Source organism: Kitasatospora sp. NPDC101155, from assembly GCF_044768305.1.
Taxonomy (GTDB): domain Bacteria; phylum Actinomycetota; class Actinomycetes; order Streptomycetales; family Streptomycetaceae; genus Kitasatospora.
Map to the genome: position 1 here is coordinate 25,763 of NZ_JBIWPN010000011.1, position 21,045 is coordinate 46,807.

The window sequence follows — 21,045 nt, forward strand, 5'->3', positions numbered from 1 at the left end:
TCGGTCGGTGGTGCGTGGGTCACTCGGTGGTGCCGAGGGCGCGCTGCACCAGGCCGGCGATGTCCATCGCGTCGATCAGGTCGAGGTCGTCCCCGGCCTGCGGCTGTGCCGGATCGGCGGCCGCCCCGGAGTCGGGGCCGTCCTCGGGTGCGGCGAGCGCGAGCAGGGTGTCCAGTACCCCTGCCTCCCGGAACCGGGCGAGCGGGACCTGCGCGAGTGCCCGCCGCAGGTCCTCCTCCCGGCCGTCCGGGAGCTCGCCGGCCGGCTCGGTCAGCAGCTCCGAGCGGAGGTAGCCGACCAGGGCGCCGGGTGTCGGGTAGTCGAAGATCAGCGTGGCGGGCAGTCTCAGGCCGGTGGCCACGTGCAGGCTGTTGCGCAGGTTGATGGCGGCGAGCGAGTCGAAGCCGACCTCCTGGAAGGCCTGCTGCGCCCCGATGCTCTCCCCGCTGCTGTGGCCCAGGACGGTCGCCGCTTGCCCGCACACCAGCCGGAGCAGGATGCGGTTCTGCTCGGCTTCCGGGACGTCCCGCAGCGAGTCCGACAGCGAGGCGGCGGTGCCGGTGTCCTCGGTGTCGGGCTGGGCGGCGCGCAGCGCGGCCGCGGCCTCCGGCAGGTCGGCGAGCAGCGGGCTGACCCGCGCCGAGGTGAACGCCGGGACGAACGCCGCCCAGTCCATGTCCACCACCGTGACGGCCTTCTCCCGGGCCTCGACGGCCTGTTCGAGGGCGGCCGTGGCGAGCTGCGCGGCCATCGGCAGCACGCCGCGGCGGCGCAGCTGGGTGAGGGTCTCCTGGTCCATGCCGGTGCCGACCTCGTCCAGCGCACCCCAGGCGATCGAGGTGGCGGCCAGACCACGGCCGCGCCGGCGCTCCACCAGGGCGTCGAGCACGGCGTTGGCCGCACCCGAGACGCCCTGCCCGCCACCGCCCCAGATACCGGCGATGGAGGAGAAGACGACGAACGCGTCGAGCGGGCCGTCCGGGTCGGCGAACCGCTCGTCGAGCCAGGCGGCGGTCTCCACCTTCCCGGCGAACACCTCGGCGAGGTCGGCGAGGCCGGTGTCGGCGACGCTGCTGGTCCAGCTGGTGTCGGCGGCGTGCACGACGGCCGTGACCGGCTGGTCCGCCGGGGCCCGGTCGATCAGCCGGGCCAGTTCGGCCCGGTCGCCGTCCGCGCACCAGTCGACGGTGGTGGCCAGCCCGTCGGCCGCGAGCGTGGCACGCAGGGTGTCCACGGCGTCGGCGGGTGCGGGCGCGGTGGTGGTGACGATCAGGTGCTGGGCGCCGGACCGGGCCAGCCAGAGCGAGGCGTGCCGGCCGAGCGCCTCCGCGCCGCCGGTGACCAGCACGGTGCCGCTGGGCTGCCAGCCGCTGGTGCTCGGTTCGGGTGCGGGCTTGCGGGTGAGCCGGCGACTGTAGACGCCGGAGCGGCGGACGGCGAGCTGGTCGTCGTCGTTGGCGCCGTTCAGCACGCCCACCAGGTACTGGGCGGTCCGGGCGTCGGCGGTCGCGGCCGGCAGGTCGACCAGGCCGCCCCAGCGGTCCGGGTGTTCGAGCGCGGCCGCCCGGCCCAGGCCCCAGAGTGCGGCGGCGCCGGGCGCCGTGACGCTGTCCTGGACGCCGGTGTTGACGGCGCCCCGGGTCAGGCACCAGAGGGGTCCGTCCACCGCGGCGTCGCCGAGGGCCTGGACCAGGGCGAGGGTCTGCGCGGTGAGTGCGGGGGCGGCGGCCGCGTCGGCCGCCTGCTCGGTGACGGCCAGCAGCGAGAGCACCCCGGCCGGGGCGTGCTCGGATCGGGCCTCGGCCAGCCGTTCGGCCAGTCCCGCGCGGGTCGGCTCGGCGGGCGCCGACTCCAGCGGCACCACGTCCAGGCCCTGCGCGGTGAGCGCCGCGAGCAGCTCGCCCGCCGGGGAGCCGGCGGCCTCGGCCGAGGCGCCGGCCGGGAGGACGGCGAGCCAGCGGCCCGCGGGCACTCCGGCCGCCTCGCGCTCCAGCGGCCGCCAGGTCACGCCGTAGCGCAGCCGTTCGGCGCTGGAGCGCTGCCGTTGCTTGCCGCGCCAGTCCGCGAGGACGGGCACCACCGTGCGCAGCGCCTCCCGCAGGCCGGCCGAGTCGGGCGCGAGGAGCCCGGCGAGCGAGTCGGCGTCGGCCTGCTCGACCGCGGTCCAGAAGTCGGCGTCCGCTCCCTCGGCGGCCGCGCTGCCGTCCTCGGTGCCCTCGGCCTCCTGGAGCCAGTAGTGCCGGCGCTCGAAGGCGTAGGTGGGCAGGTCGACATGGCCGGCGGTCGGCAGTTCGGCCGACCAGTCGACCGGGACGCCGCGCACGAACAGCTCGGCCATCGAGGCCAGCAGCCGGCGCGAGCCACCGTCCTCGCGGCGCAGTGAACCGGAGACGACGACCGACGCTCCGTCGATTCCGTCCGCGACCTCGCTGACCGGCTGCACCAGCACCGGGTGGGCGCTGGACTCCACGAACACCCCGAAGCCCTGGGCCGCCAGCTCCGCTACGGCAGCGCCGAATCCGACCCGGCCGCGCAGGTTGCGGTACCAGTACCCGCCGTCCAGCACACCGGCGTCCCGGACCCACTCCCCCAGCAGCGTGGAGAAGAACGGCACCAGCGGCGCCGCAGCGGTCACCCCCGCCAGCGCCTCGCCCAACTCCTGCTCCACCGCCTCGACATGGCGGGTGTGCGAGGCATAGTCCACCGCGATCCGGCGCACCCGGACACCCTCGGCGCCCCAGGCTTCGACCAGTTCGTCCAGCGCCTCGGCGTCACCGGCCACCACCACCGAGGACGGGCTGTTCACGGCCGCGATCTCGACCCGACCGCCCCAGCGCTCCAGCCGCTCCGCCAGCTGATCCTCCGACAGCGCCACCGACGCCATCCCGCCACGCCCCGCCAGCCCACGGGCGATCACCTGGCTCCGCACCGCCACCACCCGCGCGGCGTCCTCCAGGGACAGCGCCCCAGCCACGCACGCCGCCGCGATCTCACCCTGCGAGTGACCCACCACCGCATCCGGCACCACACCCACCGACGCCCACACAGCCGCCAGGCCCACCATCACCGCGAAACTGGCCGGCTGCAGCACATCGACCCGCTCCAGCAACTCCGCAGGAGCATCGCCACGCAACACCTCGATCAGCGACCAGTCGATCCACGGCGCCAACGCCACCGCGCACTCCGCGATCCGCTCCGCGAACACCGGCGAGGAGTCCAGCAGCTCACGCCCCATACCGGCCCACTGCGACCCCTGACCCGGGAAGACGAACGCGGCCTTGCCCAGCGCGGCCGCCCCGCCGCTCACCACACCCGGGTGCGACTCGCCCCGCGCCAGCGCACCCAACCCGGCCAGCGCCTCCTCCCGCGACCCCGCCACCACCACCGCACGCTCACCCAGCACCGCACGCCCGGCCACCAACGCGGCCGCCACCAGCGGCAGCGGGGCCCGGTCCGCCTCCGCGAAGGCGGCCAGCCGCTCGGCCTGCGCGACCAGCGAACCCGCGCTCTTCGCCGACACCACCAGCGGCACCACACCGTCCACGGCGGGCACCTCGGGAGCCTCGACCTCCGGCGCCTGCTCCAGGATCACGTGCGCGTTCGTCCCGCTCGCACCGAAGGAGGAGACGGCGGCCCGGCGCGGCCGCCCGTCGGCCGGCCACTCCCGCGCCTCGGTCAGCAACTCGACGGCGCCGGCCGTCCAGTCCACCTGCGGGGTCGGGGTGTCGACGTGCAGGGTGGCCGGCATGACGCCGTGCCGCATCGCCTGCACCATCTTGATGACGCCCGCGACACCGGCCGCGGCCTGGGTGTGACCGATGTTCGACTTCAACGAGCCCAGCCACAGCGGCCGCTCGGCGGGCCGCTGCTGGCCGTAGGTCGCCAGCAGGGCCTGCACCTCGATGGGGTCGCCCAGCGAGGTGCCGGTGCCGTGGCCCTCCACCACGTCCACGTCAGCCGGGGTGAGTCCGGCGTCGGCCAGCGCGCGGCGGATCACCCGCTGCTGCGAGGGCCCGTTGGGCGCGGTCAGGCCGTTGGAGGCGCCGTCCTGGTTGACGGCGCTGCCGCGCAGCACGGCGAGGATCCGGCGCCCGTTGCGCTGGGCCTCGGAGAGCCGCTCCAGCAGCACCACGCCCACGCCCTCGGCCCAGCCCGTGCCGTCGGCGGTCGAGGAGTAGGCCTTGCACCGGCCGTCGGCGGAGAGGCCGCGCTGGCGGGCGAACTCCACGAAGGCGTCGGGGCTGGCCATCACGGTGGCGCCGCCGGCCAGCGCCAGCGAGCACTCGCCGCGCCGCAGCGCCTGGGCCGCGAGGTGCATGGCCACCAGCGAGGAGGAGCAGGCCGTGTCCACGGTCACCGCCGGGCCCTCGAACCCGAACACGTACGACACCCGGCCCGAGGCCACGCTGGACGAGGTGCCGGTCATCACGTAGCCCTGGACGTCGTCCGGGACCTGCCGCAGCCGGGTGACGTAGTCGTGGTGCACGATGCCGGTGAAGACGCCGATGTCCTGGCCTCGGGTGGCGAGCGGGTTGAGGCCCGCGCGCTCCAGCGCCTCCCAGGAGGTCTCCAGCAGCAGCCGCTGCTGCGGGTCCATGGCGAGCGCCTCGCGCGGCGAGATCCCGAAGAACCCGGCGTCGAACTGCGCCGCGTCGTGCAGGAATCCGCCGACCCGGGTGTAGGTGGTGCCGGGGTGGGCCGGGTCCGGGTGGTAGAGCTTGTCCACGTCCCAGTCCCGGTCCTGGGGGAAGCCGGAGAGCGCGTCGCGCTGCTCGGCCACCAGGTTCCACAGCTCTTCGGGGGTGCTCACACCGCCGGGCAGCCGGGTGCTCATGGCGATGATGGCGATCGGCTCGTCCGGGTCGGCCTTGCGTTGCGGCGACGGGTCACCCGTGGCGGCCTCGTCGCCGAGGAGTTCGGTGCGCAGATGGCGGACCAGGGCGGCCGGGGTCGGGTAGTCGAACACCAGACTGCTGGGCAGGCTCATGCCGGTGTAGTCGTGCAGCCGGTTGCGCAGCCGGACGGCGCTCAGCGAGTCGAAGCCGAGGTCCCGGAAGGACTGGCTCTCGGCCAGCGCCCCGGTGCCGGTGTGGCCGAGCACCACGGCGGCGCTCTCCTGCACCAACTCCATGAGCAGGCGCAGCTGTTCGGTCTCGCCGAGGGCGGCGAGCCGGTCGGCCAGCGGGCTGCTCCCAACGGTCGGCCGGCCGACCGCGCGCCGGACCAGTGGCCCGGCGGCGGCGTCGGCAGCGTCGGCGCAGGCGGGCTCGACGGGGGCGGCGGCCTCCGTCGGGCCGGCCGCGGCGAGCTGATCCAGCGTCAGCGGCCCCAGCGCGGCAACCGGTTCGCCGGTGTGGTCGGCGAGCTCCACGAAGTGGCGGCCGCCTTCGACGGGCGTGACCCGCATCCGCAGTGCGACGGCGCCCTCGGCGTAGACGGCGAGGTCGGCGCAGGCGGTCAGCTCGAACCCGGCGCCGAATTCGCCGGTGCGGGCGGCGAGCAGCCGCAGCACGCGGTCGACCAGCACCGGGTGGAGCGCGAACGCCTCGGCGCTGTCGCCGAGTTCGGCGGGCAGCGCGAGGTCGGCGAAGAGCCGGCCGTCGTGCTCCAGCAGGCCGCCGCCGGCCGCCGCGGTGTCCGGGCGGTCCCGCAGGTCGAAGGCGGGGTGGGGCAGGCCGGGACGGAGCAGGGCCCCGGCGTGCCGGGTCCAGCCGCCGTCCGGCGCGGCCTCGTCCGCCCGGTGCGCCCTGCTGTGCACGGCGACCCGGCGCAGCCCGTCGGCACCCGGGGTCTCGACCCGGACCCGGAGCTGCAGGTGGCCGTGCTCGGGCACGGTGAGCGGCGCGTCGACGGCGATCTGCTCGACGGCGCCGCTGCCCGCCTCGGTGCCGGCGTGCACCAGCAGGTCGAGCAGCAGGGCGGCGGAGGCGGTCCCGGTGGCGGGGTCGATCAGGCCGCCGAGCTTCTCCAGCGCACCCCGGTCGATCCGCCCGGTGAGCACCACCTGCGTGCTGTCGGGCCCGTCGGGCAGTTCGACGGCCGTGCCGAGCAGCGGGTGGCCGGTGCTGCGGGCGCCGAGCGCCTCCGCGTCCACGGCCGAGGGCTCGACGTCGACCCAGAAGCGCTGGTGCTGGAAGGCGTAGGTGGGCAGTTCGGTGCCGACGGCCTCGGCCGGGGCGCCGAGCACGGCGGTCCAGTCGATCTGCGCGGCACCGCGCACGTGCAGTTCGGCAAGTGCGGTGAGCACGGCGGCCGACTCGGAGCCGTCCTGGCGCAGGGTGGCGACGCAGCCGCGGTGGTCGGGGCCGAGCGTGCCGAGGGCCAGCGCGGTCAGCGCGCCGCCGGGCCCGATCTCCAGGAAGGTGCCGACACCCTGTTCGCGCAGCGCGGCGACCGCGTCGGCGAACCGTACGGTCCCGCACACCTGGTCGGCCCAGTACTCGGGGGTGCCGAACCGGCCCTGCTCGGCGGGTCCGCCGGTCAGGGTGGACACCACGGGGATGCCGGCCGGCCGGGGCCGCAGGCCCGCGAGGGCAGTGCGGAACCCGTCGAGCATGGGCGCCATCAGCGGCGAGTGGAAGGCGTGACTCACAGCCAACCTCTTGGTTTTTCGGCCGAGTTCGGCCAGCTGGGCGGCGGCGGTCAGCACGGCCGCCTCGGTGCCGGAGAGCACCACGGAGTCGGGGCTGTTGACGGCGGCGATCGCCAGCTCGCCCTCGGCCGCGGCCACCAGCGGCGCGACCTCGGCCTCGCTCGCCTGGACCGCCACCATCGCGCCGTCCTCTGGCAGGGCCTGCATCGACCGGGCGCGGTGGGCGACCAGTCGGCCCGCCTCCGCGAGGTCCAGCAGGCCGGCCGCGTGGGCGGCCGCGATCTCGCCGACCGAGTGCCCGGCGACCAGGTCGGGGCGCACGCCCCAGGAGCCGAGCAGCTCGAACAGCGCGGTCTCCAGGGCGAACAGGCCGGCCTGGGTGTAGAGGGTGCGGTCGAGCAGTGCGGCCTCGGCGCTTCCCGGCTCGGCGAACACCACCTCGCGCAGCGGCCGCACCGGCTCGCCGTCCAACCGAGCGTCGGCCAGGTGGAGTTCGACGGCCGCGCAGGCGGCGGCGAAGGCCTCCCGGAACACCGGGTGGCGGTCGGCGAGTTCCCGGCCCATGCCGGCCCACTGGCTGCCCTGGCCGGTGAAGAGGAAGGCCAGCTTGCCCTCCTGGGGCGTGCCGGTCACGGCGGCTGCGGTGGGCGTGCCGGCGGCGAGGTCTCGCAGCCCGTCGGCGAGTTGCTGCCGGTCGGCGGCGAGCAGCACGGCCCGGTGGTCGAGCCGGGCCCGGCCGGTGGCCAGGGCGTGGGCGGTGTCGGCCAGCGGGAGTTCGGGGCGGGCTTCGAGGAACCGGGCGAGCCGCTCGGCCTGCCCGTGCAGGGCGGTCGCGGTCCGGGCCGACAACGGGACCGGGAACACGGCCGGGTCCTGCGGAAGCGCAAGCGGAGCTGACGGCTCGCCAATCGGCGAGGAATGGGTAGACGGCTCGTCAACCTGCGCGGAGTCCACCGCCGGCGCCTGCTGGATCACCACGTGGGCGTTGGTGCCGCCGATGCCGAAGGAGGAGATCCCGGCGCGGCGTGGGTGCCCGCTCTCCGGCCATTCCCGGGCCTCGGTGAGGAGTTCCACCGCGCCCGCCGACCAGTCCACCTGGCTGGACGGCCGGTCCACGTGCAGCGTCCGGGGCAGCATGCCGTGCCTGATCGCCATGACCATCTTGATGATCCCGGCGACACCGGCGGCCGCCTGGGTGTGGCCGATGTTGGACTTCACCGAGCCGAGCCAGAGCGGGTGCTCGGGGTCGCGGTCCCGGCCGTAGGTCGCCAGCAGCGCCTGCGCCTCGATCGGGTCGCCCAGCACGGTGCCCGTGCCGTGCGCCTCCACCGCGTCCACCTCCGCGGCGGACAGGCCGGCGTCGGCGAGCGCCCGGCGGATCACCCGCTGCTGGGAGAGCCCGTTGGGCGCGGTGAGCCCGTTGGACGCGCCGTCCTGGTTGACGGCCGAGCCGCTGACCACCGCGAGCACCTGGTGGCCGTTGCGGCGGGCGTCCGAGAGCCGCTCAACCAGCAGCACGCCGACGCCCTCGGACCAGCCGGTGCCGTCCGCCGCGTCCGCGAAGGCCTTGCACCGGCCGTCCTGGGAGAGGCCGCGCTGCCGGGAGAACTCGACGAAGGTCTCCAGGTTGCCCATCACCATCACGCCGCCGACCAGAGCCATCGAGCACTCGCCTTGCCGCAGCGCCCGGGTCGCCAGGTGCAGCGCGACCAGCGAGGAGGAGCAGGCCGTGTCGATCGTGATGGCCGGGCCCTCGAAGCCGAACTGGTAGGCGATCCGGCCGGAGAGCACGCTGCCGGAGTTGCCGGTCAGCCGGAAGCCCTCGACGCCGGAGGCGTGGTGCGTGCGCACCGTGTAGTCCTGGCTGTTGACGCCGACGAAAACGCCGACGTCCTGGCCGCCGAGCCCGCTCGGGTCGATCGCGGCGCGCTCCAGGGCCTCCCAGGAGGTCTCCAGGAGCAGCCGCTGCTGCGGGTCCATGGCGAGCGCCTCGCGCGGCGAGATGCCGAAGAACGCGGCGTCGAACCCGGTCGCGTCGGCGAGGAAACCGCCGTGCCGCACATAGGTCTTGCCGGTGCTGTCCGGGTCGGCGTCGTAGTGCCGGTCGATGTCCCAACCCCGGTCCGCGGGGAACTCGCCGACGGCATCGACGCCGTCGGCCACCAGCCGCCACAGGTCCTCGGGGCCGGCCACGCCGCCGGGGAACCGGCAGGCCATCGAGACGATCGCGATCGGGTCGTCGGCGCCGGCCGCCGGGCGCGGCGGAGCCTGGTCCGCGGCGCGGCCCGCGGACTCCGCCGCCCCGAAGAACCGCTCGCGCAGGTGCTCGGCGAGCGCCACCGGCTTCGGGTAGTCGAAGACCAGGGTGGCGGAGAGGGTGAGCCCGGTCGCGGCGGCGAGCCGATTGCGCAGCTCGACGGCGGTCAGCGAGTCGAACCCGGCGTCCTTGAACGCGCGGTCGGCCCGGACCGCCTCGGCCGTCGCGTGGCCCAGCACCTGGGCAGCGCTCGACCGCACCAGCTCCACCAGCGCGTCGGTCCGCTGCCGGCTGCCCAGCTGCTCCAGGCGCTCGCGCAGGGCGCCGGTCCGGGCGGCCTGCGCGGGGTTGGCGGTGCGCCGGGGCGCGGGGGCAAGGCCGCGCAGCAGGGGTGCCACGGGTGCCCCGGAGCGGGCGGCGGCGCGCAGGGCGGGCAGGTCGAACCGGGCGGCAACCAGGGCGGCGCTCTCGCCGTCCGCGTGCTCGGCACGCAGGGCCGTGTCGAGGATCGCCGTCCCCTCGGCCGCGGTCAGCCCGACCATGCCGAGGCGTCGGGTGCGCTGCAGGTCGGCGGCACCGAGATGCCGGGTCATGCCGCTGACCTCGCTCCAGTAGCCCCAGGCGAGCGAGACGCCCGGCAGGCCGAGCCGGCGGCGGTGAACGGCGAGCGCGTCCAACGCGGCGTTGGCCGCCGCGTAGTTGCCCTGGCCGGGATTGCCGAGCACGCCGGCGGCCGAGGAGAACAGCACGAAGGCGGCGAGGTCCGCGTCCCGGGTCAGCTCGTGCAGGTGCAGCGCGGCGTCCAGCTTCGGCCGCAGCACGGTGTCGACCCGCTCGGCGCTCAGCGCGGTGACCACCCCGTCGTCGAGCACGCCGGCGGTGTGCACGACGGCGGTCAGCGGATGCGTGGTCGGCACGGTGGCGAGCAGCGCCGCGACGGCATCCCGGTCGGCCACGTCGCACGCGGCGACGGTGACGGTGGCGCCCAGCGCGGTCAGTTCCTCGCGCAGCTCGGTCGCGCCTTCGGCGTCCGGGCCCTTCCGGCTGACCAGCAGCAGGTGCCGGGCGCCGTATGCGTCAACCAGGTGGCGGGCCGTCAGGGCACCGAGCGTCCCGCTGCCGCCGGTGATCAGCACCGTTCCCTCGGGGTCGAGTTCCCCGCGCGGCTCGTCCGGCACGGCGGCGCGGACCAGCCGCGGGACGGAGACCGCCCCGCCGCGCACCCGCACCCGCGGCTCACCGGCAGCGCTCGCCGCGGCGACCGCGACCAGCAGCGCCTCGTCGTCGGCCTGGTCGCACTCGACCAGCGTGATCCGGTCCGGGTGCTCGGACTGGGCCGAGCGCAACAGACCCGCGACGGCCGCCTCGGCGAGGTCCTCGGGGTCCCCGGAGAGCGTGACCACCAGCCGGGTGGACGCCAACTCGGGCTCGGCCAGCCAGGCCTGCAGCACCGCGAGCGCGGCGGCGACCGCCCCGCGCGGGTCGCCGGGGGCCCGCTCGGCCCGGTACTGCACCAGGTCCGGCGGGCTCGCGCCGGCCGCAGCGAGCTCGGGCAGCTCGGCGGCGGCCGCGACCTCGGCGACGGTCAGCTCCGACTCGCGCTCGGCCGTGGGAAGTTCGACCCAGTCCACGCGGAACAGGCCGTCCCGGCCGGCCTCCTCGGCGAGCCCCGCACCGACGGGTGAGAACGGCTCGGTGAGCACCGCGTGCACGGTCAGCACAGGCGCGCCGGTGCCGTCGGCCAGCTCAAGCCGGGTGGTGTCGTCCGCCGTGCGCACCGAGCGCACCCGGACGGCGGCGGCACCGGCGGCCAGCAGGGTCACGCCCTGCCAGCGGGTGGCGGCCGTGCCTTCGGGGACGGCCGTGCGGACCGCCGCGTCCAGCAGCGCCGGGTGCAGGCCGTAGCGGTCGGCGTCGCCGAGCGCCTCGTCCAGCGCGACCTCGGCCTCGGTGGCCGGCTGGTCGGCGGCGGCCACGCCGCTCGGGGCGGCCACGACAGTCAGGGTGCCGGTCGCGTGGCGGGTCCACTCGGCGTCCAACGCCGAGTTCTCCGCCCGCGAGTACACCTCGATCGAGCGCCGACCCTGTCCGTCGGGCTCGCCGACGGACGCCTGGACGACCCTGCTGCCACGCAGCGGCAGCGCCACGGGCCGGTCGACGGTCAGCTCCTCCAGGACCGGGCTGCCGACCTCGTCGCCGAGCCGGACGGCCAGCTCGACCAGCGCCGCGCTCGGCACGATGACGGCGCTGCCGACGGCGTACTCGGCCAGCCACGGGTGCGTGCGCACGGACCAGCGGGAGGTGGTCAGGAAACCGCCGGGGTCCGGCCGGCCGATCAGCGCGCCGATCAGCGGGTGGTCGGCCGCGGCCTGGCCCAGCGAGGCCGCATCCGTCTCGGGCGCGGTCTGCAGCCAGTAGTGCTGGTGGTCGAAGGCGTAGGTGGGCAGGTCCAGGTGCCCGTCGGTGGCGCCGGCCGGCAGGACGGCGGTCCAGTCGACCGGGACGCCACGCACGAACAGTTCGGCCATCGAGGCCAGCAGCCGGCGCGGGCCGCCGTCCTCGCGACGCAGTGAACCGGAGACGACGACCGATGCTCCGTCGATTCCGTCCGCGACCTCGCTGACCGGCTGCACCAGCACCGGGTGGGCGCTGGACTCCACGAACACCCCGAAGCCCTGGGCCGCCAGCTCCGCTACGGCAGCGCCGAATCCGACCCGGCCGCGCAGGTTGCGGTACCAGTACCCGCCGTCCAGCACACCGGCGTCCCGGACCCACTCCCCCAGCAGCGTGGAGAAGAACGGCACCAGCGGCGCCGCAGCGGTCACCCCCGCCAGCGCCTCGCCCAACTCCTGCTCCACCAGCTCGACATGGCGGGTGTGCGAGGCATAGTCCACCGCGATCCGGCGCACCCGGACGCCCTCGGCGCCCCAGGCTTCGACCAGTTCGTCCAGCGCCTCCGCGTCACCGGCCACCACCACCGAGGACGGGCTGTTCACGGCCGCGATCTCGACCCGACCGCCCCAGCGCTCCAGCCGCTCCGCCAGCTGATCCTCCGACAGCGCCACCGACGCCATCCCGCCACGCCCCGCCAGCCCACGGGCGATCACCTGGCTGCGCACCGCCACCACCCGCGCGGCGTCCTCCAGCGAGAGCGCCCCGGCCACGTGGGCCGCCGCGATCTCACCCTGCGAGTGGCCCACCACGGCGTCCGGTACGACACCGACCGACTGCCACACAGCCGCCAGGCCCACCATCACGGCGAAACTGGCCGGCTGCAGCACATCGACCCGCTCCAGCAGCTCGGCCGGGGCCTCGCCGCGCAGCACCTCGATCAGCGACCAGTCGATCCACGGCGCCAACGCCACCGCGCACTCCGCGATCCGCTCCGCGAACACCGGCGAGGAGTCCAGCAGTTCACGACCCATCCCGGCCCACTGCGACCCCTGACCCGGGAACACCAGCACGGTCCGGCCCTCAGCGGCCGCACCCGGCACGACCTCGCCACGAGCAACCGCGCGGAGCCCGGCCAGCGCCTCGTCCCGCGAGCCCGCCACCACGACAGCACGCTCACCCAGCACCGCGCGCCCGGCCACCAGCGCCCCTGCCACCAGCGGCAACGCAGCCTCGTCCGTGGCCTCCACGAAGGCGGCCAGCCGCTCCGCCTGCCCGGCGAGCGACGCCACGCTCTTCGCCGACACCACCAGCGGCACCACACCGTCCACGGCGGGCACCTCGGGAGCCTCGACCTCCGGCGCCTGCTCCAGGATCACGTGCGCGTTCGTGCCACTCACGCCGAACGACGACACACCCGCCCGGCGCGGCCGACCGACGGTCGACCACTCCTGGGTCTCCGTCAGAAGCTGTACTGCACCGGCCGTCCAGTCCACCTGCGAGGAGGGCTCGTCCACGTGCAGAGTGGCCGGCATGACGCCGTGCCGCATCGCCTGCACCATCTTGATCACGCCCGCGACACCGGCCGCGGCCTGGGTGTGACCGATGTTCGACTTCAACGAGCCCAGCCACAGCGGCCGTTCGGCGGGCCGCTCCTGACCGTACGTGGCCAGCAGCGCCTGCGCCTCGATCGGGTCGCCCAGCACCGTCCCGGTGCCATGGCCCTCCACCACGTCCACATCCGCCGTGGACAGCCCCGCGTTGGCGAGCGCCCGGCGGATCACCCGCTGCTGCGCCGGACCGCTCGGCGCCGTCAGCCCGTTCGAGGCACCGTCCTGGTTGACCGCCGAACCCCGCACCACCACCAGCACCTTGTGGCCCTTGCGCCGCGCCTCCGACAACCGCTCCAGCACGACCACACCCGCGCCCTCGGCCCACCCGGTGCCGTCCGCAGCCTCCGCGTACGACTTGCAGCGGCCGTCCGCCGCGAGCGCCCGCTGCCGCGAGAACTCGACGAACGTTCCCGGCGTGGCCATCACGGTGGCGCCGCCGGCCAGCGCCAGCGAGCACTCGCCCTGCCGCAGCGCCTGGGCCGCCAGGTGCATGGCCACCAGCGAGGAGGAGCACGCGGTGTCGACCGTCACCGCCGGGCCCTCGAACCCGAACACGTACGACACCCGCCCGGACGCCACGCTGGAGGCGGTGCCGGTGGCGACGAAGCCTTCGAGTTCGGCGGGAGCCGTGCCGGTCGGCCCGTACCCCTGGCCCATCAGGCCGGAGAAGACGCCGACATCACTGCCTTTCAGCGTGCCGGGGTCGATGCCCGCACGCTCCAGGGCCTCCCAGGAGGCCTCCAGGAGCAACCGCTGCTGCGGGTCCATCGCCACCGCCTCGCGCGGCGAGACACCGAAGAAGGCGGCGTCGAACTCGCCTGCGCCGTCCAGGAATCCGCCCCGGTTGGCGTAGGAGGTGCCGGCCTTCTGCGGGTCCTCGTCGAAGAGGCCCTCCAGATCCCAGCCCCGGTCGGTCGGGAAGGCGGAGACCGCGTCCCGGCTCTCCGCGACCAGCCGCCACAGGTCCTCCGGGCTCGCCACCCCGCCCGGCAGGCGACAGGCCATGCCGACGATCGCGATCGGCTCGTCCGGATCGGCGAGCCGGCGCGACGGACCGTCAACTGTTGTGTCCAGGCCTAGGATACGGGCCCGCAGGTGGCCGGCGAGGGCCTCCGGGGTCGGGTGGTCGAAGGTCACGGTGGTGGGCAGGCGCAGACCGGTGCGCCCAGTCAGGCGGTTGCGTAGCTGCACCACGGCGAGCGAGCCGAGGCCGAGGTCGCGGAAGGCGCGCCCGGCCAGGACCGGCTCGGTGCTCGCGGGGGTGAGCACGGCGGCGGCCTGCTCGCAGACCAGGGCCGCGAGCTGGGCCAGTTGGGCGCGCTCGTCCAGGCCCGAGAGTCGGGCCCGCAGGGCGGCGGTGACGGTCTCGTCGGCCTCGGCGGCGGGCCCGGCGGCCGGCTGCTCGATCAGCCCGTCGAGCAGGGTGTCGAGCGGGGTCCGCTCCGGGTCGCCCGGGTCGGTCGCGGTCGGCCGGACGGCGAGCAGTGCCGTGGCGTCGGCGCGGACCAGCAGGTCGAAGGCGGCGGCCGCCTGCTCAGGTCCGGCGGTCGCGAGCTGGACGCCGGGCAGCCGGCGCTGCCGGCGGGTGCGGGCGACGGCCTCGGTGAGGGCGGCGTTGACGGCTGCGGCGGGGTCCTCGGGCACGGCGCCGAGGGTCGCGGCGGCATCGGTCACCACGACGAACGAGGCAATCTGCTGATCATCGGTCAACTCGTCGAGCATGCGGCCGAGTTTGTGGTCCGAGGCGGCGTGCACCACGGCAGTCACGGGGTGGCCCAGCCCGGCCAGCGCGGCCCGGAGCTTCCCGGGGTCGGTGCTGTCGGCGACCAGGTGGGTGGTCTCCGCGCCTTCCACCGTCAGCTCGTCGGCCGACGCACTCACCAGGACCAGGCGCCGGGCGCCGTGCGCGGCGACCAGGTGCCGGGCCAGGGCGGTGCCGGTGGCGGTGTCGGCGCCGGTGAGCAGCACGGTGCCGTCGAGTCCGGGCGCGGCCGGGTCCGGCCGGTCCACGACCGGCACGCGGACCAGCCGGAGGTGCAGCAACGCGCCGTCCCGAAGCGCGACCTGGGGCAGCCCGGCAGCGACGGCGGCCAGCACGGCGGCGGCTTGGGCGGCGTCCGCCGTGTGGGGGTCGAGATCCAGCAGGGCCAGGTTCTCGCCGTTCGCCTGCGCGGCCCGGGCCGCGCTCCAGAGCGCGAGCTGGGCCGGCTCGGGGGCGGCGTCCCGCTCGCCTGCGGCGACCGCTCCCCGGGTGAGGACGAGCAGCCGCGCCTTCGGGTGCGGCCGGACCGCCTCGGCCCACTCGGCCGCCGCATCCGCGCCCACGAGGACGGTCAGATCGGGTGCGGCCGCACCATCGTCCAGGGCCGCCCGGAGGGCCGCCGGGTCCGGGTAGTGCCGCAGCTCGGCGACGCCCGCCGCGCGCAGGTCGGCAGCCAGTGCGTCGGTGGTCCCGGCCGGACCGGCCAGGCCCCACCGCAGACCGTCCGCCACCGCTGCCGCCACCGCGTCCGCCGCCTCCGGCGCTTCCGGTGCGGGGATCCACTCCGGCCGGTAGAGGCCGTCGTGGTGACCGTCGGCCGCGTACCGCAGCCGGGCCTGCAGCTCGCCGAGCAGGCGGCGAATGATCTTTCCGGAGGGGGTCCGGGGGATACTGCCGGTCTCCAGGATCCGCTCGGGCAGCTTGTACGCGGAGAGCGCGCCGCGGCAGTGGTCGAGCAGCCGGGCGAGGTCGATGCCCTCGGGCCCGGGGACCACCCAGGCGACCGGGACCTCGCCGAGGGTGGCGTGCGGCCGGGCGGCGACTCCGGCGTCGGCCACGCCCTCGGCGGCGCGCAGCACGGACTCGATCTCGTCGGGGTGGATGTTCTCGCCGCCGCGGATGACCAGGTCCTTGAGGCGGCCGCAGATGGTGAAGTAGCCGTCCTCGTCGCGGCGGGCGAGGTCGCCGGTGTGGAACCAGCCGTCCCGCAGCGCCTGGGCGGTGGCCTCGGGGCTGTTGTGATAGCCGAGCATGACGTTGGGGCCGCTGACCCAGACCTCGCCCTCCTGCCCGGCGGGCTGCTCCTCGCCGGTGCGGGGGTCGACGATCCGTACGTCGACGCCGGGCACGGGCAGGCCGCAGGAGCCCTCGACGTGCTGACCGTCGGGCGGGTTGATGGTGATCGCGCCGCAGGTCTCGGTGCTGCCGTAGGCGTCCACCAGGGGCACGCCGAAGCTGCTCTCGAAGGAGCGGCGCAGCTCGGGTCCGGTGACGGCGCCGCCGACCAGGCCGATCCGCAGGTCGGGCAGGGCGAGGCCGGTGCGCCGGGCGGTGCTGACCAGGTGGTGGTAGGTGGTGGGGACGCCGGCCAGGAAGGTGGAGCGGTCCTCGCGCAGCGCGGTCAGGATGTCGTCGGCGGAGCTGCCGTCCATGATCCGGGCGGTGGCGCCGGACACGGTGACGGAGAGCACGCAGGCGATGTGCGAGAGGCTGTGGAAGAGCGGCAGCGGCCAGAGCACCCGGTCGTGCTCGCTGAGCCCGGGCACGGGGATGTAGCAGTTGGCCACGGACCAGAGGCAGTTGCGCTGGGTGGAGAGCACGCCCTTGGGCCGGCCGGTGGTGCCGGAGGTGTAGAACATCCAGGCCACCTCGTCGAGTCCGAGGTCGTCGGGTGCCTGGGTGGCGGGCTCGGTGGTGGCGAGATCCTGGTAGCGGGCGGTACCCGGGGCCGGTGTGCCCTCGGAGCCGGTGGCGATCACGGAAACGGTGTCCGAGGGCCGCCCGAGCAACTGCAGAAACGTTTCAGCACGCCCCGTGTCGGTGAAGGCGAACACCGCACCACTGTCGGCCAGCAGGTACTCCGTCTCGGCCGGGCCGGCCTGCGGGTTGACCGGCACGCCGACACCACCGGCCCGGACCACGGCCAGGTAGGCCTCCACCATCTCGACCGAGTTGCCGAGGCAGAGCGCGACGCGGTCGCCGCGCCGCACACCGAGACCGGCCAGGTGGCCGGCCAGCCTCCGCGTGCGGGCTTCGAGTTCTGCGTAGCTGACCGCGTTCCGGCCGTCCTGGAAAGCCGTCTTGTCCGGGAACCGGACAGCGTTCTCCCGCAGGACGACCGGGAGCGGGGCGATCACGTCGGGGCGCACCTTGCCGCGAGCTCCTTCCGGAGGTCAGGGGTTACCAGGAGACGGGCAGACTCTTGACCGAGAACACGGACCCCTTGGTCCGCAGCGGAACCTCGTTCGCGGGAACGGCCAGCCGCAGGCCCGGGAAGGCCTCGATCAGGGCGAGAAGGCCGATCTTCAGCTGCAGCCGGGCCAGGTTCTGCCCCAGGCACTGGTGGACGCCGTAGCCGAAGGCGACGTGGCCGGCGGTGTCGCGGCCGAGGTCCAGGTCGGCGGGGCAGCCGAACTTGGCGGGGTCGCGGTTGGCCGCGGGCAGCGAGACCGTGACGGTCTCGCCCTTCTTCACCGTCTCACCGCCGAGTTCGAGGTCCTCCAGCGCGGTGCGGAAGATCTCGTACTGGTTGACGGTGACGTAGCGCAGGATCTCCTCGACCGCCTCGTCGATCTTCGACGGGTCGGCCCGCAGGGCGGCCAGCTGCTCGGTGTGGTGCAGCAGCGCGAAGATGCCCACGGCGAGCGCGCCCTCGGTGGTCTCGAAGCCCGCGAACAGCAGCAGCGCCGTGATGTTGCCGAGTTCCTCGTCGGTGAGCTCGCCGCTGGCGATCAGCCGGCTGATGATGTCGTCGCCCGGTTCGGCCTTCTTGCCCGCGATGATCTCGTGGATGAACGCGCCGACCTGCTGGAACGCGGCCATCGAGGCCTGCGCGTCGCCGAACGGGTCGTTCATCACGGCCGGAGCCTCGGCGAACCGGTCCCGCTCGCTGTACGGCAGGCCGATCAGCGGGGCGAGCACCCTCAGCACGAACGGCTTGGCGAACTCCTCCAGCAGGTCGGCGGAGCTGCCCCGGGAGCGCAGCTCGGCGATCTGCTCGGCGGCCGCGGCCTCGATCACCGGCGCCAGCCGGGCCACGCCACGGCTGGTGAACTCCTTGGTCAGCAGCTTGCGGAAGCGGGTCTGCTCCGGCGGGTCCATGTGGATGAACATGCCCGGCATGGCCGGGAACTGCGGCACCGGGCCGCCGTACTTGGTGACCGGGAAGTGCCCGATCTCCAGGTTGTGGCTGAACCGGGGGTCGCCGAGCACCTGCCGGACCAGTTCGTGGCTGGTGGCGATCCAGCCGACGTGCCCGTCGGGGTAGGTCATCCGGGCCAGCGGACGCTCCCTGCGCAACTCCTCGAAGAGCGCGGGTGGTTCGAACTTGTCCGTGCGGGCCCAGGCGTCCTCGTACGAGATCGCTTCAGTCATGAAGCCCGTTCTCCGTTCCATCCGTATCGGGTCGGCCGTGCCCGTGCCGCAGTGCCCGAGAGGACGGCGCAGGGCCGCGGCACGGACTCGGTTCTGCTTCCGGAGCATGGGGTCGTGCCGCGGGGCGGCCGCGCCGCCCCGCCGGAGCGGTCCGGTGGGGCGGCGGGCCGTTGGCCCCGCGTATGGGGTGCGGCGGGTGCCGCGCTGACTCAGGCGGACAGCCGGGTCAGCGTCTCCTGAGCGGTCGCCAGGGACTTCTCACCCACCGGCTTGAGCGCGGCCATGGCCGGCACGATCGCGGCCAGGGTCAGCTCGGCGTGCGCGAAGGTCAGGTCGTCGGCGAGGCCGATGGAGCTCAACACGGCCCGCAGGTAGGGCTCCTGGTAGTCCCAGCCCTCGCGCGGGGTGCCCGGCGCGTAGGAGCCGCCGCGGGCGGTGACCACGATGACCGACTTACCGCTGAGCGGACCGGACTCGGCGCCGGGCGGAACCATGTGGGCCGGGGTGACCAGGAGGTCGATCCACGCCTTGACGCTGGACGGGATCGTGTAGTTGTACATCGGCACGCCCAGCAGGATCGTGTCGGCGGCCCGCACCTCGGCGGTCACGGCATCGGCCAGGGCCTTCTCCTCGGCCGTCTGGCCGTGGTCGCGGCTGGGGTCGAGCAGGTACTCGCGGACGGCATGGGTGATGTGCGGGATCGGCTCGGCGGACAGGTCGCGGTAGACGTAGTCGGCGCCGGGGTGGTTCTGCCGCCACTGGGTGGCGAAGTACGACGTCAGCTGTCGCGACGTGGAGCCGTCGGTCCTGATGCTCGCGTCGATGTGGAGAAGAGAAGGCACAGAAGACCTCTGATTTTACCGGGTGAAAGGACTGCCGACCTGACTGCGGAAGCACGGTGTCGGCTTCAGCGAGTCTAGGCAGGCTCGGCCGCCGGCGGGCATCCCTCACCCTGGTAGCCCGGCCGGTGGCAGGAGTTGCCCGTTCGGGCATCGCCCGCACCGCAGGGTGGCGGGGTCCGAACGGGCACTCACTGCACACTTTCGGCCTACTTTCCGGCCATCATGCTCCGGCCAACCGGACGCACGGCGGGCGGCAGCGGGGCGCAAAATCGGGGCGCGCGCCGAGAACAGTACGGATGACCGGATTCCGCTCTCCAGAAAAACTCGCCAACTCACCAAGTTTTCCTACGAGTTAACTTTTCGTCAGAACACCGTTCGCCCCGCGCGCACGCTCCTTGAGCTGCTTGACAGACTCAGGTCCCAATCGCAACCTGAAACGACCTCTGAACAGCCCGCACGACGGAATGTCACCCGACCCACACCAGGGAACAACGGGGCGACGGACCGCATTCACCCGCATGCGGCCGTCGCCAAGCAGCACCCGGTTTCGATTCGGAGTCTAGAGTGTCACTTCAGACAACTACCGTCCCCGGCCCCTCTCTTGAGGCGTCGAATGAAGTACATCGAATACTCGCGGCATCCGTTCAGTCCTGGCTCGACGGCCAGTTGGGAAAGAGCATGAGCCTCGCCGCCAGCGCCGCGGCGAAGGAGGCCACCGGCCACCGGAGGAGTGACACTCCGAGGGCGAAGCTCTGGTACGCGACCCTGCTGACCCGGACCCGGGGTCTGGCGTCAGCCACCAGGATGATAACTGGCGTGACATCACTTGCCTACGCCTCGGACAAACTTGACGGGCAGCCCCACGCCCTGATCTGCCGGGCGGAGGCCGATCTGGCCCGCGGCGACCTGGACGCGGCGACCAGCGCGGCCGAGGCCGGCCTACTGCTGGCCCACCAGCTCGGCGACCGCCGGCCGGTGTCCAGCGGGAACCTGGTGATGACGGTCAGCGCCACCCGCCGGCTGGACACCGCCACCAGCATCCGCTACGCCAACGACCTGCGGAACAACGCCCTGATGGGCCACTCCAAGCTGATGCCCGGCCAGTGCGTCTGGGCGGTCACCCAGGCCCTGGAGGCGCGGGACGGTCCGGCCAGCGTCGCCAGCCTGATCAGCGACCTGACCATGGACGAGGCGATGACCAGGGAACTGCTGGTCTCGCAACCGGCCGCCGCCGCCTGGCTGGTCCGCACCTCGCAGCAGCTGGACGACGAGGGCATCGCCCTGCGCATCGTCTCTCTGGTCGATCGACTGAGCGCCCACAACCGCACCTTCCGGATGATCCAGGCCTCCTCCGCGCACGCCAAGGGCCTGCACGAGAAGAACGCCGACGCCTTGGAACGGGCCTCGGCGCTGCACCTGGACGGCTGGGCGAGCGCCTCCGCCCTGGAGGACGCGAGTGCGGTGCGGATCACCCGCCGACCCGAGCAGGACCGGGCGGCCGACCTGCTCAAGCGGGCCGCGCACGGCTACAACGCCGTCGGGGCCCGGCGCGACGCCCTCCGGGTGGCCAGCAAGCTCCGCGAGCTGGAAGGCAACGGCGGCCGGGTCCCGCTCGGCGCCGGCCGTGTGCGCAGCACGGTGAACCAGCTGACCGACACCGAGTACACGGTCGCCGAACTGGTCAGCCAGGGCCTCACCAACGGGCGGGTGGCCCGCCAACTCTTCATCTCCCCGCACACCGTGGCGTTCCATCTGAAGAAGATCTTCCGCAAACTCGACGTCTCCTCGCGGGTCGAACTGGCCACCACCTGGAACCGCCGCCCGGAGGAACCGGCCGCAGCCGTCAGCCCGCTCCGGGCCGCCGCCGCGGGCCGGACCAGAGTCCCGGTGTGAGACGGGCCGGGCTCGGCATCCGGTCGGCGCAGCCCGCGATCAACGCCCCTACCTGGGCGGGCTGGAGAGACATCCACAGACCTTGGGTGACTCCCAGGAGC

At 74.4% G+C, this 21,045-nt stretch carries 5 protein-coding genes; 1 reads left to right on the forward strand and 4 read right to left on the reverse strand.

The window, feature by feature from the left end:
- Window positions 1–19: 19 nt before the first annotated feature.
- The 4 genes from ACIRYZ_RS18385 to ACIRYZ_RS18400 form a co-directional block, all read right to left on the reverse strand.
- Window positions 20–16,984, reverse strand: a complete 16,965-nt coding sequence (locus ACIRYZ_RS18385; protein WP_402945274.1) for a type I polyketide synthase — start codon at window positions 16,982–16,984, stop codon at window positions 20–22.
- A gap of 31 nt (window positions 16,985–17,015) precedes the next feature.
- Window positions 17,016–18,209 (reverse strand): cytochrome P450, encoded by a 1,194-nt coding sequence (locus ACIRYZ_RS18390; protein WP_402945277.1) that lies wholly within the window; start codon window positions 18,207–18,209, stop codon window positions 17,016–17,018.
- 209 nt (window positions 18,210–18,418) lie between these two features.
- Entirely contained in the window at window positions 18,419–19,051 is a 633-nt protein-coding gene (locus tag ACIRYZ_RS18395; protein WP_393027507.1) for an FMN-dependent NADH-azoreductase, read from the reverse strand.
- 644 nt (window positions 19,052–19,695) lie between these two features.
- Entirely contained in the window at window positions 19,696–19,851 is a 156-nt protein-coding gene (locus ACIRYZ_RS18400) for a hypothetical protein (protein ID WP_402945281.1), read from the reverse strand.
- A gap of 16 nt (window positions 19,852–19,867) precedes the next feature.
- On the opposite strand from ACIRYZ_RS18400, the gene ACIRYZ_RS18405 reads away from it, so the two are divergent.
- A complete protein-coding gene (locus tag ACIRYZ_RS18405) occupies window positions 19,868–20,944 on the forward strand; it encodes a response regulator transcription factor (RefSeq protein ID WP_402945283.1) in 1,077 nt (358 codons plus the stop codon).
- The last annotated feature ends 101 nt before the right edge of the window (window positions 20,945–21,045 follow it).